Origin of the sequence: Pseudomonas sp. TWR2-1-1 (assembly GCF_049897045.1) — a bacterium.
In the GTDB taxonomy this organism is placed as follows: domain Bacteria; phylum Pseudomonadota; class Gammaproteobacteria; order Pseudomonadales; family Pseudomonadaceae; genus Aquipseudomonas; species Aquipseudomonas versuta.
Genome location: NZ_JAFCVM010000003.1, coordinates 341,927 through 367,406 on the forward strand (window position 1 = coordinate 341,927; position 25,480 = coordinate 367,406).

Genomic DNA, 25,480 nt, shown 5'->3' on the forward strand with positions numbered 1-25,480 from the left:
ACACGTCGCTCAAGGAAGGTAAAAGGCATTATGGATAGCGGGCATTTTGTACAAGTCATAGCCGTAACCAGCGGTAAGGGGGGCGTTGGCAAGACGGCTGTGGCAGTGAATCTTTCGTTGGCCCTGGCGGAACTCGGCAGGCGGGTAGTGCTGCTTGATGCTGATCTGGGGTTGTCAAATATAGGTGTACTGCTGGGCGTGACCCCGCGGTACACGCTTGCCGATCTGCTGGAAGGTCGCTGCGAGCTGGCCGATGTGATGATGCCAGTGCCCGGTGGGGTTCATATTGTCCCCGCTGCATCGGGTGTCCAGAGCCTGGCACACTTGTCGCCTGCGCAGTACGCAGGCTTGATCCAGGTCTTCAGTGACATCGCTGACACGCTCGATGTGCTGGTGATTGATACCGCGTCGGGGGTGGGCGAATCGGTAGTCAGTTTCGTTCGCGCTGCGCAGCAAGTCTTGTTGGTGGTCTGTGACGAGCCGGCGTCCATTACCGATGCTTACGCCCTGATCAAACTGCTTAATCGTGATTACGGAATAACCCGGTTCCGGATTCTGGCCAACATGCAGCACACCCCAATGGACGGCCAAAGGCTGTTCGCCAAGTTGATCAAGATCACCGACAACTTTCTGGACGTCACGCTGCAGTTTGTGGGCGCGATCCCGTACGACCAGGACATGCGCAAGGCGGTGCTTCAACAGCGAGCCGTGTACCGCAGTTATCCGCGCTCCAAGAGTGCAAAAGCATTCAGGGCCATTGCGCAAAATATCGACACCTGGCCCATGCAGGGCAGCCCGCGCGGGCATATCGAGTTCTTCGTCGAGGGGCTTGTTCAAAATTCGCTAAGGTAATCTCAGCTGGCATCCAGCGCTGCCGGTGGCTGGATGCCCGGCGCTCTACTAGCCTGAAAACGAGCAGCAGGGCGTTGCGCAGTCATGGGCAGCAATGTTTTGCAAGGCGCCCTGGAGTGTAAATAAAACGACAGAAGGTCATCGAATGTTCTCAACATTTGCAGTGCAGAGACTGAGTACCGGCTCGATCTACAAACTGTTTTTTATCGGGCTGGTCACGTCACTCGGGACGGTCGGCCTTGTACTCGGGGTATTGGCCTTTTTCGGTTTCGATACGGTCAGCTGGAATGGACAACAGGTGCATGGGTTTTCGGCGATTCTGGCTGGGATTTTCCTCGGCCTGTTTCTGGCGCTGTTTTTTGGCGTCATTCTGGGCAGCGCTTGCGTAGTGGGTCTTTGGCTGTATTCGAAGTTCCGGCCTCTTTCGTTGACCGGGAAAAACCTCAACCCGTCTTGCAAAGATGTCGCGTCTGCTGCCAGCCCGCCCAACCTTGGATAGTTGTCATTGCCGCCCACCAGTCTGATCAAGGCGCGGCAAAAAACTCTGTCTTCGGCCAGCGCTGTTCCAGGTGGGCAGTCAAGTAATCGAGAAACGCCTTCACCTTGGGGGTCATGGCACTGCGATCCTGGACACAGGCATAGATGTCCAGCGGCTCGGTACTGGACTCTTTTGGCGCATGGCTGTTTTCCAGCAGGGTGACCAGTTGTCCGGACTGGATAAAAGGCGCGGCCACAAATTCTGCCAGTCGGGCAATACCGGCACCATGGGCGGCCATTCGGGCGAGGGCGTCAATATCGTCACTCATGGCGGTCACATTGAGTGGCGCATAGTAATGTTGCCCGTCGCGGATAAAACCCCAGCGCAGGAAGCGCCCATCCAGTGGGTAGCGAAAGCCCAGGCAGGCGTGTTGTTGGAGTTGGTCCGGGGAGTCAGGCCAGCCCGCCCGCTCCAGATAGGAGGGGGCGGCGCAGACGAGGAAGGGGACGGAGACGATCTTGCGCGCGACAATTCCATCTTCCAGTTGCGGCTTGATCCTCAGGCTCAGATCAATCCCTGTTTGAATATGATTGATTTTGCTATCGGTGGTGCATAGTTCGAGTGTCAGGCGCGGGTAGCGTGCGGCAAAGCCTGCAACCAGCGGTGCCAGCACATGGCGCCCGAACGCAGAGGTGGAGGCAATGCACAATCGGCCTTGAAGTTCGGCATCAGGTTCGCTGATGGCAGAGTGGGCCGATTCCAGATCCGCAATGATGTGCTGCACTTTGGCGTAGTAGAGCGCTCCGCTTTCGGTGAGCGCCATGCTGCGCGTGGTGCGTAGCAGAAGGCGGGTGCCCAGGTGTTCCTCGAGGCGATTGAGCGTCTGGCTCACGGCTGCGGCACTGAGCCCCAGGTGTTTCGCCGCTCCCACGATGGAGCCGGTTTCAACCACTTTGATAAAGCTGGCAATGGCCGCGAGTAGATTCATGGCTGATCCTGAAGAAAGGCGATTCGTAAGTTTTCCTTTGTAAAGTAAGCAGAGAGAGCCGTCTAGTTGCTTACTTTTGTTCTTGATAGGGTGTGTCTCTCTCTGGAACTCGAGATTACAAAGGTTGGACATGAACTCAAATACTTCTTCAGGTACCCGTTTTTTCAGTCGGTTAAGGCTCTCTGCACGCATGACCCCCTATGTCTTTGCGTTCTACATGTCGGCCATCATGGCGTTTTTGATGTCGCTGGTGATCACGGCAGCCAACTCGGGAATTGATGCGAATTACCTTAGCAATGCCCTGAGTGCCTATCGCCTGGCAATGCCTGTGGCCTTTCTGTGCATTCTTGTGGTTCGTCCTGTTGTGGTCAGGCTAGTGTCTGTCACTGTCCTGCCGCACCCCTAGGGTCTGCAGATCTTTGGGCTCGCACACAAACAGTGCGTGCGGGTCCAGAACCGGGCAAAAAAGTAACAAGTAACACCCATCAAGGCATGCCCGTGCCCATCGCAACTGTCATAGATCCCTTATAAACCGGCGTTTTCAGTCACTGCGCAGAGTCTGGCACAGGCTTTGCTTTGTCTGATATTCATCTGATATATCAGATGAATATCAGGAGTGAAAATGCCTAAATCCATTGATGTTTCCAGCCATCTCCAGTCCGCGCCGCCGCTGATCAAAAGCGCCGCCCAACTGCGAGAGCTCGCGTATGCGCAAATAAAGCAGCGGATCATCAGCTGCGAGTTTCGTCCTGGGGACGCCATCAACGAGGCACAACTGGCTGCACTGCTGGGGCTTGGCCGAACGCCGATCCACCAGGCGCTGCACCGCCTTGAGGTGGAAGGCATGGTCACGATCATGCCGCGCAAAGGGGTGATGGTGACCGCGCTGTCGCTCAATGATGTGCTGGATATGATCGAAGTCCGTGTTTCCAACGAACAGCTGTGCATCAAGCTGGCCGTGGAACGTGCCCACGACACTGACATTAAAGCGATGCGCGACATTCTTGAGCGCACCCCACAGCTGCTGGCCAACCACGACGTGACCGGGCTCATGTCGCTGGACCTGCAATTCCATATGTCGATTTCAGCCGCCGCGCACAATCGCGTCCTGGCTGAACTGTTGCGCAACCTTCACGAAAAACAGGCGCGTTTCTGGTACCTGACGCTGTCGGAAAACCACCACAGCCAGCGCATTTACGACGAGCACATGCACATTCTCGAGGCGGTGGAGCAGCGTGACGGCGATGCCGCTGTCGCTGCGATCCATCACCACATCGACGATTTCCGTCGCGCCATCATGCGCACCCTTTAACCATCGATCCGGAGCACTCTCTCATGACTCAATTGACTTTTAACGTCGTCGGCCAAGGTGAGCACCACGCCAGCATCAAGCATTTGATCATTGCCGGCTGGGCAGGGCGTAACAGTGAAGCTGTGGAGCACCACATTGCAGAACTGGAAGCGCTGGGTGTGCGCCGCCCTACGCAGATCCCGTGTTTCTACCGGGTATCGGCCAGCCTGCTGAACACCGGGGAGTGCATCCAGGTGCCGGGCAAGGACTCTTCCGGCGAGACCGAGTTTGTGTTGATTCCAAGCGAACAAGGGCTGCTGATCGGTCTGGGCTCGGATCACACGGATCGCAAGGTTGAAAGCTATGACGTCACGGTGTCCAAACAGATGTGCGACAAGCCGATTGCGCAGCAAGTGTGGCGCTATAGCGAAGTTCAGGAACATTGGGACCAACTGGTGATGCGTACCTGGCGTGTTCGTGATGGCGAACGGGCGCTTTATCAGCAAGGTCCGGTAACCAATTTGCTGGCGCCGCAAACCTTGCTGGGCAAACTCAACAGTGCTGCGTCGTTGCCTGCCGACACCGCGATGTTCTGCGGCACGCAATCGGTGATTGGCGAGCTGGGTTATGGCGAAGCCTTTGAAATGGAACTGTTCGATCCCGTACTGAACCGCAGCCTGCGTCACCAGTACGGTGTCGAGTCGCTGCCTGTGGCGGAGTGAACAGACAATGAAAGATATTGCACAGCTCGCCCGGGACCTGGCTGATGGTCGCACCACCAGCGAGGCTCTGGTTACACAGGCATTGGTCCGCATCGAGGAACACCGCGCGGCGGGCGGGGTTGCCTATATAAGCGTCGATGCTCAAGGCGCCTTGCTGGCAGCCCGTGCCAGCGATCTGGCGCGGGCCTCGGGCTATGTGCCGTCGCCCCTGGCCGGGCTGCCGGTCTCGATCAAGGACCTGTTTGATGTGGCCGGGCAGGTCACCGCCAGCGGTTCCAGTTTGCTGGCCGATGCACCGCAGGCCAGCGACGATGCAGTGGTCGTGCAGCGGCTCCGAGCGGCGGGGGCGATTCTGCTGGGCCGTACCAACATGAGTGAGTTTGCGTTTTCCGGCCTGGGGTTGAACCCTCACTACGGTACGCCGCTGACCCCTTGCGCAACCCAGCGCATCGCCGGGGGTTCCAGCTCCGGCGCCGCGGTCAGCGTGGCGCTCGACATGGCAGTCGCAGGGTTGGGGACCGATACCGGTGGCTCGATCAGGATTCCGGCAGCGTTCTGCAACCTGACCGGGTTCAAACCCAGTGCTTCACGGGTACCGCAAACCGGTACTTTCCCCTTGGCTCCTAGCCTGGACTCCATTGGTGCTCTGACGCGCAGTGTCGCCGATAGCATCCTGCTGGACCGGGTTCTATCGGGCGAGCAACTGGATACCCGCAAACCGCCTTTGGCTGGGTTGCGTCTGGCGGTGACCCGCGATTTTGTCCTCGATCAGCTGGATGCGTGCGTGGCAGGTGCTTTCGAGCGCAGCCTGGGCCTGCTCGCCGCGGCGGGTGCCAGCATCCGCTGGTTTGACTTCCCCGAGCTGCACGAGTTGCCCCGGATCAATGCCGCTGGCGGGCTGACGGCCGCCGAAGCCTGGCAGGGGCATCGCCACTGGCTGGAAGGCGACGATGCGCACAAATATGACGCGCGGGTAGCCCAGCGAATTCGTCGTGGTGCGGCCATTGGGGCTGCTGACTATCTGGACACACAAGCCGAACGCCAGCGCCTGATTAGCGTTGCCCGCGAGCGTCTGGGCGATGCAGATGCCTGGCTGATGCCCAGTGTTGCTGTGGTACCGCCAACGCTGGCGGACCTTGCCGATGACGAAAGCTTCTTCGCCACCAATGGCCTCGTGCTACGCAATACCAGCGTGATTAATTTTCTCGACGGTTGCGCCTTGAGTTTGCCGTGCCAGCTCGCCGAAGAGTTGCCTGTGGGGCTATCTATCGCGGGGCTGCACGGGCAAGACGCGCGCGTCCTGCAAGTGTCCCGTGCGGTAGAGGCATTGTTGCGAGGAAACGCCTGATGCGTTGCCTTTAACTAGAGGGCAGGCGCTGCCTGCCTGATTTTTCCTTACTGCTTTCATCCCTGAACGCCACGGCGAACCACCGTGCGCCGGCGCTCGCCTGAAAATCGGCTGGCGGGGTTCACAGCGCAACGTATTGACGAGATGACTTATGAACCGAAGCAACCCAAGTACAACAATGGATTCAGAGCTCGACTTCGACCCCGTAGCGGCCGAAGTCAGTGCCGTCTATCGAAAGATCGCCTGGCGCCTGTTGCCGTTTTTAGTATTTCTTTTCGTACTGGCCTGGATTGACCGGGTGAATGTCGGCTTCGCCAAACTGTCCATGTTGCAGGACTTGGGTTTCAGCGAAGCGGTCTATGGTTTGGGAGCGGGAATATTCTTTATCGGTTACTTCTTTTTCGAAGTGCCAAGCAATTTGCTTCTGGAAAAAATCGGTGCCCGTCGCACCCTGGCGCGCATCACCATCATGTGGGGCCTGACTTCCATCGCCATGGCCTATGTTGAAAGCGCCTGGTCATTTTATGTATTGCGGTTTCTGCTCGGGGCCTTTGAGGCGGGTTTCTTTCCGGGTGTGGTGCTGTATCTCACTTACTGGTTTCCAGCGGCTCAGCGCGCCAAGATCAACGGCATGTTCATGACCTCTTTCGCGATTGCCGGCGTAGTCGGCGGGCCACTGGCCGGTTTCATCATGAGTCGCATGGTGGGGGTCGGCAGTCTGGCCAACTGGCAATGGCTGTTTATCCTTGAAGGTATTCCCTCGGTGATCGCCGGGTTTCTGGTGTTGCGCTATCTGCCGGAGAAACCGGCCAATGCCAAATGGCTGACCGCGGTACAGCGCAAAATGGTTTCCGACACTATTGCCCGTGAAGACAGTGCGCCGGGTAAACACAGCGACCTGCGCACATTGTTGCGTTACCCCAAGTTGTGGCTGTGTGCATTGGTGTACTTCTGCCTGGTGAGCGGCAACGCCACCATCGCGTTCTGGACCCCCTCGGTGATCAAATCCCTGGGCGTGGATGACACCATGCACATCGGGCTGCTGTCCTCTATCCCTTTTATCCTCGGGACCGTGGCGATGCTGTGGAACGGATTTCATTCTGACAAGAGCGCTGAGCGCCGGGTGCATTGCGCCATGGCAGCCATCCTCGCGGGGCTGGGATTAATCTGCACCGGCCTGTTTATCGGTAACGCAGTCCTGGCACTCATCGCCTTGACCGTTGCGGCCATGGGCATTCTTGCGGCCTTCCCGGTGTTCTGGTCAATTCCGGGTGCATTTCTGGCAGGCACTGCGGCAGCAGGGGGCATTGCCCTGATCAACTGCATCGGCAATCTGGCGGGCTTCGTGGCGCCTTATATGATCGGCTGGCTTAAAACCCAGACCGGTAGCCTGGCGGCCGGTCTATATATGGTGGCCGGTTTTGAAATACTGGCGGGGGTATTACTGTTGCTGTTTTTCAAAGGTATAAAAGTCAGTAAAGTTTAACGTTATTTAATGGCAACGCTGGCCATGGAGCATGGCGGTGAATAATTAAAAACGGCCACCGAGTATTAAACCCCTGGTGCCACTGCAGATACTTTTATTTATCGAAGTCGCGGCGCGCCTGAATAATATTATCCGGGCGAGGCACCAATGTTCAGTTAATGGGGCAAGGTGGGTGCCTGATACCGGCGGTGCTCCGATACTGCTAGGCTGCCGGGGTTCAGGCACGGCATGGAGCCGTTTCAAGGAGTGAATATGCAGATCAAGAACACGTGTCACTTTGCACTCATCAGTATCGTTTTCGCCGCCGCTACGCTGACGGGCTGCGCCCATAGTCCACCGTTCAGCGGCCAGTCGGTCACTGACCCCGTTCTGCGCAAGGATGTGCTGGTTAATGTGCAGGGCCTGTTCTCGGCCATGACCAACTGCAGGTCCATCAGCAATGTGGACACCACGATTGCCAGTATTGAGCAATCGCCCACCGGGTCGATCAGCAAAGCGGTTGAAACCTGGCAGGTTTCCGGCTGTGGCACCCGCAAGACTTACAAGGTTGAACTCAAATCCGACGCCAGAGGCGAAACCGACTTTTCGGTGTCATCCAAAGGCTAGGGGCGATAGGCCGGCCGCTGTAACAGTGGACTTTATGACCTGCGGCAAGAGCGTATAGACGAAAGGCTGCTTAACTGCATCGAACGACTTTGGGGTTGGCGCTTGAGTGACATCAGCGCCAACGCTGCTGTTTTTTGATCTGACTAAGGAAAGCCACCATGAAAGCGCTCACCTATCAGGGACCTGGTGCCAAAGCCTGGTCTGACATCGCCAAGCCGGTCATCGACAAGCCCACCGACGCCATTGTCCGTATTTTGCACACCACTATCTGTGGCACCGATTTGCACATCCTCAAGGGCGACGTACCCGAGGTCACCAAAGGCACGGTGCTGGGCCACGAAGGGGTAGGGGTGGTCGAGGCGGTGGGCCCGGCGATTCGCAACTTCAAGCCCGGTGATCATGTCCTGATTTCATGCATTACCTCCTGCGGCAGCTGCCCTAACTGCCGACGCCAGATGTACTCCCATTGCGCTGACGGCGGCTGGATTCTGGGCCATACGATTGACGGCACCCAGGCCGAATATGTGCGTATTCCCCATGCCGATAACAGTCTGTACCCGGTACCCGCCGGCGCGGATGAAGAAGCGCTGGTGATGCTCAGTGACATTTTGCCAACCGGCTTCGAGATCGGCGTACTCGCCGGCAAGGTCAAGCCCGGTGACAGTGTGGTGATAGTCGGGGCGGGCCCTGTGGGTATGGCCGCCTTGCTGACGGCGCAGTTTTACTCGCCCGCCTTGCTGATCATGGTCGATGGCGATACCAACCGTCTGGAAGTCGCGCAGCGTTTTGGCGCTACCCATGTGATTGATATCAACACGCAGAATGCAGTTGAACGCATCTTCGAGCTGACCCAGGGGGTCGGGGTGGATGTGGCGATTGAAGCGGTGGGCATTCCAGCGTCCTTCGATACCTGTCAGTCGGTCGTGGCCCCTGGAGGAAGCATTGCCAACGTGGGGGTGCATGGCAAAAGTGTCGAGTTGCATCTGGAAAAGCTCTGGATCCAGAACGTCACCATTTCGACCGGGCTGGTCAATACCAACACCACGCCCATGCTCATGAAGACCGTGCAGTCCGGGAAGGTTGATGCCAGCAAGCTGATTACCCACCGGTTCGCACTCAACGACATTCTTCAGGCGTATGAGGTGTTCGGCAATGCGGCAAAGGAGAAGGCGATGAAGGTCATTCTTTCTCAATAAACGGCCCGGCATACCCAATGCAGCAGGCATCCTGACCGAGTGTCGGGATCCTGCGAAACTTGGGGCTTAGTTAATAAAGGTGCTGAACGGATAATGTGATTTCTGTTCGGGTTTAGTGTGTCTTTTAAATAAAAACTCATAGTGTTTCAGGCGCTGAAAGAATAAATAAGTTGTAGTGATTTTTTGACAGCTAATGCATTCACTACTATGTTCTTGGCGGCAGGAAGAAATACATCGACTCTTTTTGATAATAGGGAAATATTCATATGAAGAAGCACATTCTGCTGTTGAGCGCTGTCAGTCTTGTAGCACTGTCGGGCTTGGCACAAGCTGATGCCAAGCAGCCTGTTGCGAAATGGACGTGCGCGGATTTTCTGGCAGTTGATGAAAGCTATCAACCCACTGCTATCGGTCTGGGTGAAGCAGTGAACAAGAAAGGCCAGGTTGAGGATGCAGTACTGGACGTGGACGGCATTGCCAAAATCACCCCGCTGGTAATCACTGCCTGCAAGGAAACGCCGACCGAATCCTTCGTGCAAAAAATCAAGTCCGAGTGGGCCAAAGTCAAAAAAGACGTGTAATGCACTAGCCTGTACTTCACGAGAGTACAGGCTAATCCCCCCCTCCCGGCCCTGACCCGTGCGCCGCAAAAAAACCTCATCTGTCCTTGTGAATTTCTCGCCCCGTCTACCCTCTACATCAAGAACAGACCTGCCTTGGCGGTCTGAAGGCCGTAGTAGACTACGTCCGCTTTATGTCTATTTGTCAGAGGGAACCCTATGTTAATCAGGTCATTGGCTGAGCTTGATCGCATTCGTGACGAATGCAAGTCCATGGTCACCAAGCGCTCGGCCGTGTCGGCGGGTGCTGCTGCCATTCCGATCCCGGGCCTGGATATCGGCACCGATGTGGCGCTGCTGGTGGAAATGTTGCCGGCCATCAACAGCAAGTTCGGATTGACCCCGCAGCAAATCGAGAGGCTGGACTCGCGGTCCAGGCGCCTGATTGTGGTTGCGGTTTCCGGCATTGGCAGTGAAGTCATCGGTAAATTCATCAGTCGAACGCTGGTCATGTCGCTGGTACGCAAGATGGGCACCAAGGTGGCGACCAAGTCGGTGATTCGCTTTGTCCCTTTTGTGGGGCAGGCGGTCGCAGCAACAATCAGCTTTGGCGTGATGAAAATGGTCGGCAACGGTCATATCGAAGACTGTTATCAGGTCTGTCGTCAGGCGCTTTTAGAGGAGGCGCGGGAGTCAGTGGTCATAGAGATCGGCCCTGAAGATTGAACCTGTCAGTGAGCGGCCCCTCAAAGGATCAATGGGATGAACAAACCACGGGGGCGATGATGAACATGATCCGGTCCAGCTATTTATGCCTGCTCTTGGGATCTGTACTTGCCACCCAGGCGCTGGCCGATACCTCTTCCCAAGCCGGGTGGGTGGCTCAAAATACCCTGAGCCCCAATTCTGCTCCCGCAGACAATACAATCCGGCGCATCAACCCCAACAGCCGACAGGGCACGATCCCCGCCACCCCGGCGACAAGAGGCCCGTCGACAGCTCCGGTGGTGCGCCAGCCGTCTATCGAAAACGGGCAAATCGGTAATGGTTACCCGCGCAGCCAGACACCGCCGCCGACCATCAAGCCAACTGCTCCATCGCTACAGCCGCGAGACAATCGTTAATCGACCAAGGAAGAGCCGATGTTGAGAAAAACTCTGGCCACGTTATGCGCCACCTCGTTACTCAGTGTGGCTTTCACGGCCCATGCCGATGCGCCGCGCACCTTTGCCTCCGAGACTGGAACAATTACTGCTACGCCTGTTGTGGAAGGCCTTCAACACCCCTGGGCGCTGGCTTTTCTGCCGGACCAGCAAGGTATCCTGATCACCGAGCGCCCCGGTAACCTGCGTGTCGTAAGCCCGGCCGGCAAACTCTCTGCGCCTCTTTCCGGTGTTCCCCAGGTATGGGCCAAAGGGCAGGGCGGCCTGCTGGATGTAGTGCTGTCCCCCAGCTTTGCCGAGGATCGTCTGGTGTACGTGTCCTATGCCGAAGGCGGTGGTGAAGACGGTAAAGCGGGAACCACTGTTGGTCGGGGCCGGTTATCCGATGATTTGACCCGGCTGAGCAACTTTGAGGTGATCTTTGGCCAGGAACCCAAACTCTCCACTGGCAACCACTTCGGTTCACGCCTGGTTTTCGATCGTGACGGCTACCTGTTTATTGCCCTTGGCGAAAATAATCAGCGGCCTACTTCCCAGGATCTCGACAAGCTGCAAGGCAAAGTTGTGCGGATCTACCCTGACGGACGAGTCCCCGCCGACAATCCGTTTGTGGGCCAGGACGGGGTACGCCCGGAAATCTGGTCATATGGGCACCGCAATCAGCAGGGGGCGACCTTGAACCCCTGGACCGGGACGCTTTGGAGCCATGAGCACGGGCCCAAAGGAGGCGACGAAATCAACCTGATCGAGCGTGGCAAGAACTATGGCTGGCCGCTGGCGACCCATGGCATCGATTACTCATCGCAACCCATCTCTGAAGCCCGGGGCAAAACGGCAGAAGGGACAACAGGGCCTCACCATGTGTGGGAGAAGTCTCCCGGCATCAGCGGGATGGCGTTCTACGATGCGCAGCGCTTCAAACCCTGGCAGCACAACCTGTTTATCGGTGCGCTGGCCGATAAAGACCTGATTCGGCTACAGCTTGATGGCGACAAGGTGGTGCATGAAGAGCGCCTGCTGGGCGGTCTGAACGCGCGAATCCGTGACGTGCGCCAGGGCCCGGATGGTTATTTGTATGTATTGACCGATGAAAGCAAAGGCGCGTTGTATCGCATCGGCTTGCAATAGCCACCAGAGCCCGTAGTCGCTGACAAGGAACGAAGGCTGCGATCGAGCCCGCAGGGGGCGCGCCGTTAAAGATGCCTTATCGCAGCCTTCGCTCCTTGTCAGCGACTACGGGTTATTCATGGGTGTTTATTCGCTGACAGCCTGTTTGATCTGCTTGGATGCCGACCAGATCCGGTAGCGCACTTCGATGTCCTTGGGCACATAGACCACAATGGGTAACTTGCTGTTGTAGCGCAGCATGAAGCCATCACCGACCACCGGTACGAACTCAGGATGTGCCTTGCCCTCGGGGCAGGCCATCATTGTGCTCATGGGGCCGCTGACCTTGTTCAGGCGATACATCGGATAGCCCCAGCCCTTGAGGGTTTTTTCTTCCAGCTTGCCGCCCAGACGCTGCTGATTGCAGTCAACCTGCAGGGTCTTGCCCGCAATGATCTGGACTTTGTAATCGTCTTCGTTTTTTTGCTTGGGCAGGTGAATGACTTGTCGGCTGTAGCCCGCTTCGGCTTTTGGCCAGGGTGCCAGGCCCTCCGGTTTGGCTGCGTTGGCGACGCCGCACAGCGTACTCAGCGAAAGTACCAGGGCCGCGCTGATCACGAGTGGTTTCATGCTGCTTCCTTATTTCAGAACATTAAAAATGTGGATCAAGTGAATCTATGGGCTGTATCAGACAACTAAAAGGCTATTTAAGTGCAAAACTGATGCGCTTGCAGGGATAGATTGCTTCGCGCCAATGTCGAACTGCCAGTAAACTGCTTTTTTTCCTCCGAATCATTTATTTCCCGAGGTTTTGCATGACTCTCAGTCCTCTTGCGGGCAAACCGGCTCCAGCTCAATTGCTGGTCGATATTCCGCGACTGGTGACCGCTTATTACACCGGTCAACCTGATGCAGCGATCGCCACCCAGCGTGTCGCCTTTGGTACTTCCGGTCACCGCGGCAGTTCGTTTGAGCTGAGTTTCAATGAGTGGCATGTATTGGCCATCAGCCAGGCCATTTGCCTATACCGGCAGATGAAAGGCATCAACGGTCCGCTGTTTGTCGGCATCGACACCCATGCATTATCGACGCCTGCAGGTGCCAGTGCGCTCGAAGTGTTTGCCGCTAATGGCGTCGAAACCATGATCGCCGCAGGTGACGAATACACCCCGACCCCGGCCATCTCCCACGCAATCATTTGCTACAACCGTGGCCGCACTTCGGGCCTGGCCGATGGCGTAGTCATTACTCCCTCGCACAACCCGCCTGAAAGTGGCGGTTTCAAGTACAACCCGCCTAACGGCGGCCCGGCCGATACCGATGTCACCAAGTGGATCGAGGCCAAGGCCAATGAGTTGCTGGCAGCCAGGCTGGCAGGTGTCAAACGCATCAGCTACGAGCAAGCCCTGAAGGCCGGTACCACCCATCGTCACGACTACCTGAACACCTATGTCGCCGATCTCAAGAACGTGATCGACATGGATACCCTGCGCGGCGCCAATCTGCGCCTGGGCGTGGATCCATTGGGGGGCGCGGGTGTGAACTACTGGTCGGCAATCGGCGAGCATTACGGCCTGAATCTGGAAGTGGTGAATACCTCGGTAGATCCGACCTTCCGCTTCATGTGTGTGGACTGGGACGGGCGCATCCGCATGGACCCGTCCTCCAGCTACGCGATGCAGGGCCTGATTGGCCTTAAGGAGCGTTTCGACGTGGCCTTTGCCTGCGACCCGGACCACGACCGTCACGGGATTGTTACCCCTTCAGGCGGTCTTTTGGCCCCCAACAACTACCTGGCGGTGTCCATCGACTATCTGTTCCAGAATCGCCCGCAATGGCGTGCAGATGCAGCCGTCGGCAAGACTGTCGTCAGCAGCGGCCTGATTGATCGGGTTGCGGCCCGTCTGGGGCGCCGCCTGTACGAAGTGCCGGTGGGGTTCAAGTGGTTTGCTGATGGCCTGTTTGATGGCTCGCTGGGCTTTGGTGGTGAGGAAAGCGCCGGGGCCTCGTTCCTGCGTCTGGACGGCAGTGTCTGGTCGACCGACAAGGATGGCCTGATTCCTTCGCTGCTGGCCGCAGAAATGACGGCCCGTACCGGTCGTGACCCTTCGCAGCTGTACCAGAAAATGACCGAAGATCTGGGCCTGCCGTTCTCGACCCGGGTCGATGCCAAGGCCACGCCGCAGCAGAAGGCCCTGCTTGGCAAGTTGTCGCCGGAGCAAGTCAAATCCACAAGTCTGGCAGGCGAAGCCATTACCCAAATTCTCAGTCATGCGCCGGGTAACGACCAGCCGATTGGCGGGCTTAAGGTGATGACCGAAAACGGCTGGTTTGCGGCACGTCCTTCGGGCACCGAAGACATCTACAAAATCTACGCCGAGAGCTTTATCGGTGACGAACATCTGAACCGTCTGGTAGAGGAAGCTCAGGTGTTGGTGGATACCGCGATCGCCTGATAGCGGAGTCAATAAAAAGCCTGGCCCCCGCAAGAGGGCCAGGCTTTTTTGTAGCCGTTTGATTAACTATGCCGCGGTTTGCAGTTTCACCACTTGCTGCATCTGATCGTTGCAGTTTCTGGCGGCCTTGAGCATCGCGTCGAAAGGGCCGCTCATGATGTCGTCATGGCTCAACCAGCGTTGTTTTTGTGTCAGGCGGTACTGGTAACGGTATTGGCCCTCGACCTGTTTGCCGTTCAGGTCCATGTCGAACCAGGGCGAGCGAACGGTGCAGCTCTTAATGTTCTGTGCAACCTTTAGCCCTGACAGGGTGATCTCGTAGTCCATGGTTTCAGGATCTTCAAGATACAAGTCGGCCTTTTGCCCGGTGCGGCGGTAATTGGCCAGATCATCCCAGCGTTCAGTCATGAAGGCGGGTTGGTACACGCTCTGGCCCGAAAGCGTCTTCAATGGGCGCAGATCTGTGAGTTCGGCCTTGACCTGATACTTGTGCGGTACCACAAAACCGGTTGCCGGGCGTGTGATTGTGCAGTCGGTCTGCTCCTTGCTGAAGCGGTCGCAAAGGTCCTGGTCGGTACCTGAAACACCCGACTGGGTATCGGCCACACTCAATCTCATCAGGCGCATCTGGCTCATTTCGATGTCGGCGCTGGTGCGTGCGGTGCCATCAGGGTTGAAGTGTTCCTGTTTTCGCACCAGGGTGCTGACAACAGGTTGTTCTTGCGGGATATGCTCCTGGCGCACCGTGCCTTGTGGATCAATCACCAGCGCCCAGCGATCTTGAATATCCGGCATGGAGCGCCCCGGCGAGAACACCGGGTTGGTCGGGTCAAGCCACCAGATTTTACCGTTGACCCGGGCACGCACGATGGCGTGGTTGGGCGAAGAGGTGCCTGGCAACAGCAGCCCGAGGCTCATGTTGCCACGGCTGACCCAAGTGGTCTGCGCGTCGATGCCGCTTGCATTGAGCATGGCGGTGAGCAGTACCGCCAGGTCTTTGCAGTCGCCATAGCCACGGTCTTCGATTTCAGCGAGGGTAAAAGGAACGTAGCCCCGATCACTGGCTCGCCAGTCGCCCAGATAACGATAGTTGTCGTGGATATGCTGCATCAGGCCCGAGACCCGCTGCTCCGGTGGCAAACCTTTGAGGCCGGCCACTGCCCTGGCACTGATGGCTGGTAGTCTGGCTCCGGTAATTTCGGTGTAGCGCCGGGCAAAATCGCCGAAGTAATCCTGCAGGCGGGTCGAACTGCCCAGTTCAACCCTTGGCAGGTTGCGACTGTAGGCGTTGCCGGCTTCGTTGACGTAATTCACGAAGCGCGGTGCCTTTTGCTCAATGACCAGGCTTTTGTTGTCGGCCGACGGCGTAAAGCTGAAGTCATCCATTAGTTCGCTGCGCCACACGATTGGTTTTTCGGCGCTGAAACTGCTTTTAAAACGGTCCATACGCACCGCATTGGGTGGGAGCACCCACACATAGTGGAACTCATGATTCAGCGGCTTGGCCGCTGTGTGTTCGCGCAGGGTATAGCTCACCATTGTGCCGATTCGCAGGTTGGGGAAGGCGATCGAGGTTTGCTTTAAGCGTAAAAATCCCTGGTCCGGGTTCGGTGCCATCCGGGTGTCGATTTGTGTGTCAGCCAGTGGCACCGGTTTGGCGCCCGGTTGGGTCGATTCGGCCTTGATGACTTCCAGGCGGTCAGACTCCGGGAAGCTGAAGTCGATACGCGAAAGCATTTCGCGACCGTTATTGGTGAGGATGGTGTAGCGATAGGTCGAGGTGCAGTCGTAACTGGTGTCCGCGTTGAAGTGGCAGGATCTGTCCGATTCACCGGCCAGGGCGGCTTCGGATACGGGTTGAAAGGCCGCTAAAGCGGGCAGGGTGAAAATCCCCAGGGTGGTGCAAATCAAGGATTTGCTGAAAGAAAAGCGGTGCATGGGCGCCTCAAATTAGTCCTTTAAAAAGCACCCGGCCACGCATTTGTTGGTTTATTGAAGTCGAGGCAGGGTGCATGCGAAGTAGATAATGATAATCGATAGCATCCACAATTTCCATATGCACAGCAGTCCTGCACCTCTGTAATGCGCGTAATAGAGCGGTTTATACGGCCTCTGCAGTTTGGCTGGCCTGGCAGACATCGACCCACTGGGCATTGACCAGTTCGGCCATTCGGTCTGGGCTGATACGCACGGCGGTGTGGGTAGCGCCGGCTGCAGGCATCACTTCAGTGAACGCTTTAAGGGATATGTCGCAATACACCGCCAGATCGGTCGCCAGCCCGAACGGGCAAACGCCACCCACCGGGTGACTGGTCAGGGCCACGACAGTATCGGCATCAAGCATCTTGGCTTTGCTGCCCAGGGCATTCTTGATTTTTTTGTTATCGATACGCGCATCGCCACGTGCAACCAGCAGCACATTGCGTTCACCGACACGAAAGGCCAGGGTCTTGGCGATTTGGCCAGGCTCAACGCCATGGGCCTCGGCAGCCAGGGCTACGGTGGCGGTGCTGGTGGCCAGTTCAATGATGTGCAGGTCGGGGGCTTTGGCGAGGAAAAATGCGCGGACAGATTCAAGACTCATCAGGCTTAGCTCTCTGGGTAAATGCCTGAATCTAGAGAAGCCGGTGACGCACTGTCAATGCGCCACCGGTGATGCGGTGTCAGATGTCCAGCACGATCTTGCCAAAATGCTGGTTGGTCTCCTGATACTTGAATGCTTCAACAATATCGCTCAGCGGGAAATGACGATCGATGACCGGTTGCATGCCGCTGGCATTGATCGCCCGAACCATGTCTTGCTGCTGGCTACGGCTGCCCACCAGCACGCCTTGCAGGCGCACTTGCTTGATCAGCGCAGGGACAAAATTCATCTCACCGCTGACGCCGCTCAAAATACCGATAATCGAGATATGCCCGGCCACGCGAATGGCGATCATCGACTGTTCGAGGGTTGCCGGGCCGCCGACTTCGATGATGTGATCAACCCCGCGGCCACCGGTCAGCGCACGGGCTGTCTGGCCCCAGTCAGGGTCTTTGCGGTAGTTGATGACATGATCTGCGCCCAGCGCTTTGAGGCGTTCTAGTTTTTCATCGCTGGAAGAGGTTGCGATCACGGTGGCGCCAGCCATTTTGGCAAATTGCAGGGCAAAGATCGAAACCCCGCCGGTGCCTTGTACCAACACCGTGTCCCCGGGTTTGAGCGAGTCATCGGCCATCAGGGCGCGCCATGCGGTCAGGCCCGCCGTGGTCAGGGTCGAGGCTTGTGCATGGCTGTAGCCGGCCGGTGCGAGGGTGAATGCATTAACGCTGGCAGTCACTTGCTCACGGGCATAACCGTCGATGCCATCACCGGGCACGGTGACAAAGCCTTCAACCTGCGGGGTGCCGCCGATCCACTCAGGGAAGAAGGTGCTGACTACCGAATCACCAACTTTGAACTCGCTGACATCTTTGCCGACGGCAATGACTTCACCCGCGCCATCGGCCATGGGGATACGCTTTTCACTCGGCCCCCACATACCGCTGACCACAGCAAAATCATGATAATTCAGAGAGTTGGCGTGCAAACGTACAGTGATTTCTCCACTGGCAGGGGCGCGTGCTTCGCTGCTTCCGACGACCACATTGTGATAACCGCCGCCGGGTTGAACGAAGATAGTTTTAATACTCACGGGATATCCTCAAGTTAACATTACGTAAAATAACGAAATGATTGGGTAAAATTACAGCTCGATTTTCAGCCTAGACGCAAAGTCGTCAATCGCCTGCTCATTGCGCCGGTAATACGTCCACTTGCCGATGCGGGTGGTCAGGACGAAGCCTGCACGCTGCAGGATCGCCAGGTGCGCCGAAGCAGTAGAGGCAGAAAGTCCGGCTTTGTACTGCAAATGGGTCACGCACACACCGATTGCAGGATCGCCATGATCCTGGGGCGGGAAATTACTGAGCGGGTCTTTGAGCCACTCCATCATTTGCATGCGAGTGTCATTGCCCAGGGCTTTGAGCTGTTCAAGAATCATGGTCGGCGATGTTACGCTTTTTTACGAAATGTTCAACCGAACCCTATGTGCCAAGGTTACCGCCACTTCATGCGACAACAGGCCGCAGGTCGGCCGGATGTTTTGCAATTGCAGGGTCAATCCTGTATTTGTTGCGCCATTGAGCCTTGGCCAAGGCTCGTCTGTTTTACGAACTTGCCCCTCAGGAACCATGATGCCTAACCAGTTCCCCGCTGTCCGTCCCCGCCGTCTGCGCCGCTCCCAAACCCTGCGAGACATGTTTCAGGAAACCGAATTCAGCCTGAAGGACCTGGTGCTGCCCATTTTCGTTGAAGAAGAAATCGACGACTTTGTGCCGATCACCAGCATGCCGGGTGTGATGCGTATTCCCGAGTCGAAGCTGGCCGGTGAAATCGAACGCTATGCCCGCGCAGGGATCACGTCAGTGATGGCGTTTGGCGTGTCGCACCACCTGGATGCCACGGGCAGCGACTCATGGCGCGAAGATGGTCTGGTGTCGCGTATGGCCCGTATCTGCAAGGATACGGCGCCAGAAATGATCGTGATGAGTGACACCTGCTTCTGCGAGTACACCTCCCACGGCCACTGCGGTGTGATGCACGACCATGGCGTGGACAATGACGCGACCCTGATCAATCTGGGCAAGCAGGCGGTTGCTGCGGCTGCTGCAGGCGCAGACTTCATCTCGCCTTCCGCCGCCATGGACGGTCAGGTCCAGGCCATCCGCAGTGCTCTGGATGCGGCCGGGTTCATTGATACTTCGATCATGGCGTACTCCACCAAGTTTGCTTCGGCACTCTACGGTCCTTTCCGCGAGGCGGGAGGCAGCGCGTTGAAGGGCGATCGCAAGTCATACCAGATGAACCCGATGAACCGCCGCGAAGCGATTCGCGAGTCGCTGCTGGACGAGCAAGAGGGCGCAGACGTGTTGATGGTCAAGCCGGCCGGTGCGTATCTGGACATCATTCGTGACGTTCGCGAAGCCTCGCGCCTGCCTCTGGCTGCGTATCAGGTCAGCGGCGAGTACGCGATGATCAAGTTCGGCGCCCTGGCCGGAGCCATCGACGAAGCGCGCGTAGTCCGTGAAAGCCTGGGCTCGATCAAACGTGCCGGTGCGGACATGATTTTGACCTACTTTGCGATGGACCTGGCATTACAGGGCATCTAGGCCTTACGCGACAAGTTACGCGGCTCACTACCTAGCGTTGACTTGTCGCTGTATGCGACTCCCCGAAAAAAGGAATTCAGGCATGGCGGGCGCTCGACTGGAACGTATTCTGATTACCAATGACGACGGGATTGACGCCCCGGGTCTTGAGGCACTTGAAGCGGTGGCCAGGGAACTGGCCGATGAAGTCTGGGTGGTAGCGCCGGACCACGATCAGAGCGGTATTTCAACGGCCATCAGCATCCATCACCCGTTGCGCGTGACTGCCCGCGGCGAGCGGCGTTTTTCTGTGTCCGGCACACCCGCCGATTGTGTTGCGATGGCCTTGCAGCAGTTGATGGCCAGCCCCCCGCAATTGTTGCTGTCCGGCATCAACAAAGGCGCCAACCTGGGGGTCGAAACGCTGTATTCGGGCACGGTGGGGGCCGCGATGACCGGCCTGTTGATGGGCATTCCTTCCATCGCTCTGAGCCAGTATTTCACCCGGCGCGATGCTGTGCGCTGGGACACTGCCCGCACTCTGGCACCCGGAGTGATTCGCCAGTTGCTTGGCAAGGGCTGGGAGCAATCGGCGTGTCTGAACATCAATTTTCCGGACGTTCCGGCCGGGCAGGCCGGGCCGGTACAGATCACTCGCCAGGGCCAGGGGCGCATGGACGGCGTTAACGTCAACGAGCGCACCGACTTTCGCGAGGCCAGCTATTACTGGCTCAATATCACCCGTCACCAGCGGCCTGAAGCGGCTGACACCGAAACCGAGGTTGTTACACAGGGCGGTATATCGGTGACGCCGTTGCAGTTCGATCGCAGCGCACTGGCTTTACGCGAGCAACTGCAGCAAGCCATTGGATCGTTGTGAACCTGTGGCTATGCCCAATGCTCCGGGTCATCAACGATGGCCTGGTGTTTATCAAGCACCTTGGGGATTTCCTGCTTGAGAAATTCAACCCAGGTTTTGACCTTGGCATCCAGAAAGCGGCGTGAGGGGTAAAGCGCGTAGATGCTTTTTTCATGCAGCCGATACTGAGGCAGCAGGCGTACCAAAGCGCCGCGCTGATAAGAGCCGACCGCCACGTAATCCGGTAGCAGACAGACGCCCAGTCCTGCTTCGGCGGCTTGCGCCATGGCCTCGGCCACGTTGACCTGAAACACGCTGCCGGGGCGAATCGACTGTTCACCCTGGCCATCGCGAAAGGTCCAGCTATCGGTGAACAGGGGGTCAACCAGATGCAGGCAGCGGTGCTGGTTCAGGTCTTCGGGGGTTTTTGGCGTGCCGTGACTTTCAAGGTAGGAGGGCGCTGCGCTGATGACGCTGAAGATGCTCCCCAGTTGCTGGCCAATCATTTCCGAGTCGGGCAGGTTGGCCGATAGCGTGATCACCACGTCATGGCCTTCTTCCAGCAGGTCAGGCTGACGCTGGGACAGTGTCAAGTCAACGTCGACCTGCGGGTATAGCTCGGCATAACGGGCCGCCAGAGGTGCCAGCAGCTGGATGCCAATCCCTGTGGTGGACTGCACGCGTAAATGTCCGCGCGGGATCAGGTGAGCGCCTCCGGCCTCGGCATTGGCATCTTCGATCTCACCCAGAATCAATCGGCAGCGCTCCAGATAACGGGCGCCTACTTCAGTCAGTGCCAGCCGCCGAGTGCTGCGCTGCAGCAGCCTGGCCTGCAATGAAGATTCAAGCTCAGACAGCAGTCGCGAGGTTTGCGCGGTGGAATAGCCCAACGCCTGCGCCGCGGCGGTGAAGCTACCGGTCTCGACCACGCGGACAAACACCCGCATCGCCTGATAAATATCCATGCTGATTATTACCTCACACGTAATCGTGCTTTTTTGTGGCGGCAATAATTACACAGACCGCCGAAATATTCCGCCATCAAGTCATCCAGGCAAGACACGCACGCAGGGAGGAATGGATCAGCGACTGGGCCCACTTAGAGCATGATATTAAGGCGTAGGAAAATTCTGAAAGTTAGCGAGATTTTTCTACCAGAAGTGTGAGGCAGTAATTCAATCGAAAAAAAAGCAAAGGCGTTTTTTCGATTAAACTTGATTTCATTCAGGTATGTGATTGATTCTTAACCGGACGGATCTTTTCTCGTAAGTAACGGTCTTATGATACGCAAAGATTACCTAGCGTAGTTAGGCGTGAATAGTCAAGAGGTGAACTCGCCAGGGAGTTCAATTTACAAGGCGTATATTTTGAAAAAAACTGAGCATCAGCAGACCGGTAGTTCAAGCACAGAGATCGACCTGCTTGATCTGTTTCACTCCTTCTGGCAGCAGAAAGCCTTGATCGCAGGAACTGTGGTGGTAGCCGGTGCTATTGCTGTTGGTTACGTTCTGCTTGCACAACCCGTCTATCAAGCCAGCACTGTATTGCGCCCGGCAGCGATTAATGAGCTGGATGCACTTAACCGCTCCGAGGTCTACAAACTCCCTCCCCAGGAGGCCTTGCTTAAAGTCGGCTCGGCGCTTGACTCATACGAGACGCGTCTCAGTTACTTCCGTGACCATCAGGATTTGTTCAAGCCTCTGGAGAAGAAAGGTATTTCTCTGGAGCAAAGTTTCGAGCTTTTTAATCGGGACGCGATCAACCTGGTTCTGCCTGATCCCAAGAGAGCGGATTCATTAAGCCCGTTTATCAAACTTGAGCTGACATACCCCGACACCATCAACGGGGTCGAAATTCTCAACGGTTTTGTTGAATACGCGATTGATAGCCAGCGTGAGCAAATCGGTGCCGACCTTAAGGTCATCATCAATAACCGGTTGCGAGAACTGGATGAAAAGATCACCGCTGCGCGTTCGGCCTATCGTTCTGACAAGCAGGCAAAGATTGCCGGTTTAACGGAAACGGATACGGTACAGGTCGCCAAGTTGAAGGATGAGTTGCAGGCATTGCGCCAGCAGCTCAAAACCGAGCGCGAGTCACGTATTGCTCAGCTTAATGAAGCCATATCGATTGCGACCTCGTTGGGCATTACCAACCCCACCACGCCTTCTGCCATGGCGGATGCGGCTGCGGGTTCTTCCTCTCGGCTCATGCGTACCGAAATCACTTCGCAAACCCTTCCGCTCTACTTTATGGGGACCAAGGCGCTGCAAGCCGAACGCGCAGCATTGCTCAAGCGCACCTCTGACGATTTTACCGACAAGCGAGTTTCGGACATTGGCCGGGAGCTGAATTTGCTTGAGGTCAACCGCCAGGTTGAAATGCTCGGCAAGCGCATGAATGAAGACCTGTTCCTGAAAAACATTGAACCCTTGCGCGCAGAAGTGGCACGTCTGGGTAATTTGAAAACCGACATGAGTCATCTGGGGCTGGTCAGTATTGATCGCAAGGCGCAAACCCCGATGTACCCGATCAAACCCAAGAAAGTGCTGATAGTCGGGTTCGCCCTGGTGTTGGGGCTGCTGTTAGGGCTTGGTCTTGCAACCGCGCGCTATTTCACCACACGACGTCAAAAAGCCCTCTGAGCTCAGGCCAGTACTGCCACCGATTTAACCTGTATCCACAGCGTTTGCCCTGGATGCAGGTTTAACTGGTCACGGGAGTAGCGGGTGATGCGAGCCAGCATTGCGCTGCCATCGACATCCAGCCGGACCAGCACATGGGCCTGATTTTCAGCCCCGGTTTCGCTGATCACCGTGGCCTGCAGGCTGTTGAGAATACTGCTGTGCCCGCTGCGCTCCAGGGTCAGGCTGATGTCCCGAGCCTGCACCTTGATCCGTAACGTATGGCCGATGGCCAGTGGCGCATGGGCAACTCTCAGATGCTGAGTGCTGCGCGGCAGTTGCAGGGTGAGTAACTGGTAGTGCGCGTCGTAATCGGCAACCTTGCCTTCGATCACCACTCCGGCATCGTCATCCCGGGCAAGGGGCAGATCAAGCCTGGCCAGGGTTTCGCCGATCGGGCCGCTGGCAAGCGCCTTGCCCTCACTGAGCAGCACAATATGGTCAGCCAGGCGCGCGACTTCGTCCTGGGAGTGGCTTACATACAGCACCGGGATATCCAGCTCTGCGTGCAGGCGCTCCAGATACGGCAGGATTTCACGCTTGCGCTGGCTGTCCAGCGCTGCCAGTGGTTCGTCCATCAGCAATAGCCTGGGGCTGGTCAGTAGTGCTCGGGCAATACCGACCCGCTGGCGTTCGCCGCCGGACAAATGACCGGGCGCACGCTCAAGCAGGTGAGTGATGCCCAGCAACTCGGTGGCATGGGTCAGATCGACCCGGCGCTCCTGTCGCGCAATGCGTCGCAGGCCGAATTCCAGGTTGGCCCGTACAGTCAGGTGCGGGAACAGGCTGGCTTCCTGAAATATGTAACCCAGTGCGCGTTTATGGACCGGGACAAACAGCTTGTTCTGGCTGTCCTGCCAGACCTCATCATTGATCTGCACAAATGCCTGGCTGGCACGCTCCAGCCCGGCGATGCAGCGCAAGCAAGTGGTTTTCCCCGAGCCGGAATGTCCATACAGCGCGGTCACGCCTTTACCGGGCAATTGCACATCCAGGTCCAGGGAAAAACCGGCGTAATCGAGTTGCAGTCGAACGCTTATCTGCGAAGCCATGTTCAACTCCAGCTGTATCGGGGGTTGCGGCTCGAGTACAACGCCAGTAACACCAGGAACGAAAACACCAGCATTGCGCCGGCCAGCCAGTGCGCCTGTGCATACTCCAGTGCTTCAACGTGATCATAGATCTGCACGGAAACCACGCGTGTTTTTTCGGGAATGTTGCCGCCAATCATCAACACCACCCCAAATTCTCCGACCGTGTGGGCAAAGCCCAGGATCGCGGCGGTGATAAAACCCGGTCGTGCGAGCGGCAAGACCACGGTAAAAAAGGTATCCCATGGACTGGCACGCAAGGTAGCCGCTACCTCCAGTGGCCTGGGGCCGATGGCAGTAAATGCGTTTTGCAGGGGTTGCACCACAAACGGCATGGAATAGATGACTGAGCCGATCACCAGGCCGGCGAAGCTGAAGGTCAATGTACCGAGGCCGATCGCTTGAGTGAACTGGCCCACGTAACCATGGGGCCCCATCGCCAGCAGTAAATAGAAACCGATCACGGTGGGGGGCAATACCAGGGGCAGGGCAACGATTGCCCCGATCGGCCCGCGTAACCGCGATCGGGTATGGGCCAGCCATAGCGCGATGGGAGTGCCGACCAACAGCAATATGAGCGTGGTCAGTGACGCCAGTTTCAGGGTCAGCCAGATGGCGGCGAAGTCAGAACTCGAGAGTGTCATTTACAATTGATAACCGTAGGATTTGATAATGGCAGCCGCTTTTGGTCCCTTGAGGTAGTCAGCCAGGGCCTTGGCGGCGGGGTTGTTCACCCCCTTCTTGAGAATCACCGCGTCCTGCTTGATCGGATCATGCATGGCCTCGGGGATGATCCATGCGGAGCCGCTGCTGACCTTGCCGTCTTTGTAGATTTGCGACAGGGCGACAAAACCCAGTTCGGCATTACCGGTGGAGACAAACTGATAAGCCTGGGTGATGTTCTGGCCTTCAACAATCTTGTCTCTGACCTTGTCGCTAAGGCCCATTTTAGCCAGCACTTGCGTGGCTGCCAGGCCGTAAGGTGCGGCTTTCGGGTTGGCAATGGACAAGTGCTTGAAGGTGTTTTCTTCCAGTACCTTGCCGGCGTCATCGACATAACCGTCTTTGGCCGACCACAGGGCCAGAGTGCCAATGGCATAGGTGAAGCGCGAGCCCGGAACGATTTCGCCTTCTTTCTCGAGTTTCTCGGGGGTGCTGTCATCGGCAGCCAGAAAAACTTCAAAAGGCGCGCCATTTTTGATCTGCGTATAAAACTGTCCGGTGGCGCCATATGCGGCAATCAACTTGTGCCCGGTGTCTTTTTCAAAATCGCTGGCAATCGCCTGAATCGGCGCTGTGAAGTTGGCTGCCACGGCAACTTGTACTTCATCGGCTTGAGCGCCGCTGACGGCGAAACACCCGATCAGTGCAGCGAGCGCGGTGGGGGCAAAGGATCGAACGCGAACATTCATGAAGAAACTCCG

At 57.1% G+C, this 25,480-nt stretch carries 27 protein-coding genes; 17 read left to right on the forward strand and 10 right to left on the reverse strand.

The genetic code is table 11. The features are described from left to right. Positions 1–30: 30 nt before the first annotated feature. A complete protein-coding gene (locus ACP7BO_RS09740; RefSeq protein WP_397456856.1) occupies positions 31–852 on the forward strand; it encodes a MinD/ParA family protein in 822 nt (273 codons plus the stop codon). Positions 853–997: 145 nt separating this feature from the next. Beyond that, positions 998–1,351: a hypothetical protein gene (locus tag ACP7BO_RS09745; protein WP_426209940.1), complete on the forward strand. Its 354-nt coding sequence runs from the start codon at positions 998–1,000 to the stop codon at positions 1,349–1,351. Between the two features lie 25 nt (positions 1,352–1,376). On the opposite strand, the gene ACP7BO_RS09750 is transcribed toward ACP7BO_RS09745, so the two are convergent. Continuing rightward, positions 1,377–2,318 (reverse strand): LysR family transcriptional regulator, encoded by a 942-nt coding sequence (locus tag ACP7BO_RS09750; protein ID WP_426209942.1) that lies wholly within the window; start codon positions 2,316–2,318, stop codon positions 1,377–1,379. Positions 2,319–2,448: 130 nt separating this feature from the next. On the opposite strand from ACP7BO_RS09750, the gene ACP7BO_RS09755 reads away from it, so the two are divergent. From ACP7BO_RS09755 to ACP7BO_RS09805, 11 genes are all read left to right on the forward strand, one after another. Continuing rightward, on the forward strand, positions 2,449–2,724 hold the full coding sequence (locus tag ACP7BO_RS09755; protein ID WP_426209944.1) for a DUF2798 domain-containing protein: 276 nt from the start codon (positions 2,449–2,451) through the stop codon (positions 2,722–2,724). Between the two features lie 216 nt (positions 2,725–2,940). After that, a complete protein-coding gene (locus ACP7BO_RS09760; protein WP_060692658.1) occupies positions 2,941–3,630 on the forward strand; it encodes a GntR family transcriptional regulator in 690 nt (229 codons plus the stop codon). Positions 3,631–3,653: 23 nt separating this feature from the next. Next, positions 3,654–4,331, forward strand: a complete 678-nt coding sequence (locus ACP7BO_RS09765; protein ID WP_060692656.1) for a DUF2848 domain-containing protein — start codon at positions 3,654–3,656, stop codon at positions 4,329–4,331. A gap of 7 nt (positions 4,332–4,338) precedes the next feature. Then, a complete protein-coding gene (locus ACP7BO_RS09770; protein ID WP_426209947.1) occupies positions 4,339–5,679 on the forward strand; it encodes an amidase in 1,341 nt (446 codons plus the stop codon). Between the two features lie 178 nt (positions 5,680–5,857). Next, entirely contained in the window at positions 5,858–7,165 is a 1,308-nt protein-coding gene (locus tag ACP7BO_RS09775; RefSeq protein WP_397456850.1) for an MFS transporter, read from the forward strand. Between the two features lie 252 nt (positions 7,166–7,417). Further along, positions 7,418–7,771 (forward strand): hypothetical protein, encoded by a 354-nt coding sequence (locus ACP7BO_RS09780; RefSeq protein WP_426209949.1) that lies wholly within the window; start codon positions 7,418–7,420, stop codon positions 7,769–7,771. A 158-nt stretch (positions 7,772–7,929) separates the two neighbouring features. Continuing rightward, positions 7,930–8,967, forward strand: coding sequence for a zinc-dependent alcohol dehydrogenase family protein (locus ACP7BO_RS09785; RefSeq protein ID WP_426209951.1), 1,038 nt, complete (start codon positions 7,930–7,932; stop codon positions 8,965–8,967). 266 nt (positions 8,968–9,233) lie between these two features. Continuing rightward, positions 9,234–9,548, forward strand: coding sequence for an acid-activated periplasmic chaperone HdeA (gene hdeA, locus ACP7BO_RS09790; RefSeq protein ID WP_060692646.1), 315 nt, complete (start codon positions 9,234–9,236; stop codon positions 9,546–9,548). 198 nt (positions 9,549–9,746) lie between these two features. Next, the gene (locus tag ACP7BO_RS09795; RefSeq protein WP_003445772.1) at positions 9,747–10,253 is read left to right on the forward strand and encodes a hypothetical protein; all 507 of its coding nucleotides are present in this window, start codon (positions 9,747–9,749) and stop codon (positions 10,251–10,253) included. Positions 10,254–10,261: 8 nt separating this feature from the next. Next, the gene (locus ACP7BO_RS09800; RefSeq protein ID WP_426209953.1) at positions 10,262–10,651 is read left to right on the forward strand and encodes a hypothetical protein; all 390 of its coding nucleotides are present in this window, start codon (positions 10,262–10,264) and stop codon (positions 10,649–10,651) included. 18 nt (positions 10,652–10,669) lie between these two features. Beyond that, positions 10,670–11,818, forward strand: coding sequence for a PQQ-dependent sugar dehydrogenase (locus ACP7BO_RS09805; RefSeq protein WP_426209955.1), 1,149 nt, complete (start codon positions 10,670–10,672; stop codon positions 11,816–11,818). A 126-nt stretch (positions 11,819–11,944) separates the two neighbouring features. On the opposite strand, the gene eco is transcribed toward ACP7BO_RS09805, so the two are convergent. After that, positions 11,945–12,427, reverse strand: coding sequence for a serine protease inhibitor ecotin (gene eco / locus ACP7BO_RS09810; RefSeq protein WP_397456845.1), 483 nt, complete (start codon positions 12,425–12,427; stop codon positions 11,945–11,947). Between the two features lie 185 nt (positions 12,428–12,612). On the opposite strand from eco, the gene pgm reads away from it, so the two are divergent. Then, entirely contained in the window at positions 12,613–14,253 is a 1,641-nt protein-coding gene (pgm, locus tag ACP7BO_RS09815) for a phosphoglucomutase (alpha-D-glucose-1,6-bisphosphate-dependent) (RefSeq protein WP_397456844.1), read from the forward strand. A 66-nt stretch (positions 14,254–14,319) separates the two neighbouring features. Here pgm and ACP7BO_RS09820 read toward each other — a convergent pair whose 3' ends face one another. The 4 genes from ACP7BO_RS09820 to ACP7BO_RS09835 all read right to left on the reverse strand — a co-directional run bounded on the left by ACP7BO_RS09820 (position 14,320) and on the right by ACP7BO_RS09835 (position 18,275). Next, positions 14,320–16,191, reverse strand: coding sequence for a DUF3857 domain-containing transglutaminase family protein (locus ACP7BO_RS09820; protein WP_426209957.1), 1,872 nt, complete (start codon positions 16,189–16,191; stop codon positions 14,320–14,322). A 163-nt stretch (positions 16,192–16,354) separates the two neighbouring features. Beyond that, positions 16,355–16,837 carry a YbaK/EbsC family protein gene (locus tag ACP7BO_RS09825; RefSeq protein WP_060692636.1) on the reverse strand — a complete coding sequence of 161 codons (483 nt, stop codon included), beginning with the start codon at positions 16,835–16,837 and terminating at the stop codon, positions 16,355–16,357. Positions 16,838–16,916: 79 nt separating this feature from the next. Next, positions 16,917–17,927, reverse strand: coding sequence for an NAD(P)-dependent alcohol dehydrogenase (locus tag ACP7BO_RS09830; RefSeq protein ID WP_397456841.1), 1,011 nt, complete (start codon positions 17,925–17,927; stop codon positions 16,917–16,919). 51 nt (positions 17,928–17,978) lie between these two features. After that, positions 17,979–18,275, reverse strand: coding sequence for an ArsR/SmtB family transcription factor (locus ACP7BO_RS09835; RefSeq protein WP_060692633.1), 297 nt, complete (start codon positions 18,273–18,275; stop codon positions 17,979–17,981). 193 nt (positions 18,276–18,468) lie between these two features. On the opposite strand from ACP7BO_RS09835, the gene hemB reads away from it, so the two are divergent. Further along, positions 18,469–19,443 carry a porphobilinogen synthase gene (hemB, locus tag ACP7BO_RS09840; protein ID WP_073510196.1) on the forward strand — a complete coding sequence of 325 codons (975 nt, stop codon included), beginning with the start codon at positions 18,469–18,471 and terminating at the stop codon, positions 19,441–19,443. A gap of 82 nt (positions 19,444–19,525) precedes the next feature. Next, entirely contained in the window at positions 19,526–20,302 is a 777-nt protein-coding gene (surE, locus tag ACP7BO_RS09845; protein ID WP_426209960.1) for a 5'/3'-nucleotidase SurE, read from the forward strand. An 8-nt stretch (positions 20,303–20,310) separates the two neighbouring features. On the opposite strand, the gene ACP7BO_RS09850 is transcribed toward surE, so the two are convergent. Then, positions 20,311–21,246: a LysR family transcriptional regulator gene (locus tag ACP7BO_RS09850; RefSeq protein WP_060692628.1), complete on the reverse strand. Its 936-nt coding sequence runs from the start codon at positions 21,244–21,246 to the stop codon at positions 20,311–20,313. Between the two features lie 402 nt (positions 21,247–21,648). Here ACP7BO_RS09850 and ACP7BO_RS09855 point away from each other — a divergent pair, with 402 nt between their 5' ends. Further along, a complete protein-coding gene (locus ACP7BO_RS09855) occupies positions 21,649–22,926 on the forward strand; it encodes a Wzz/FepE/Etk N-terminal domain-containing protein (RefSeq protein ID WP_426209963.1) in 1,278 nt (425 codons plus the stop codon). Between the two features lie 2 nt (positions 22,927–22,928). Here ACP7BO_RS09855 and modC read toward each other — a convergent pair whose 3' ends face one another. From modC to modA, 3 genes are read right to left on the reverse strand one after another with little or no spacing between them, the layout of a single operon-like run. Next, positions 22,929–24,017, reverse strand: a complete 1,089-nt coding sequence (gene modC, locus ACP7BO_RS09860) for a molybdenum ABC transporter ATP-binding protein (RefSeq protein WP_426209965.1) — start codon at positions 24,015–24,017, stop codon at positions 22,929–22,931. 2 nt (positions 24,018–24,019) lie between these two features. Further along, positions 24,020–24,700 (reverse strand): molybdate ABC transporter permease subunit, encoded by a 681-nt coding sequence (gene modB / locus ACP7BO_RS09865; protein ID WP_426209967.1) that lies wholly within the window; start codon positions 24,698–24,700, stop codon positions 24,020–24,022. Next, on the reverse strand, positions 24,701–25,468 hold the full coding sequence (gene modA, locus ACP7BO_RS09870; RefSeq protein WP_426209969.1) for a molybdate ABC transporter substrate-binding protein: 768 nt from the start codon (positions 25,466–25,468) through the stop codon (positions 24,701–24,703). Positions 25,469–25,480: the final 12 nt, after the last annotated feature.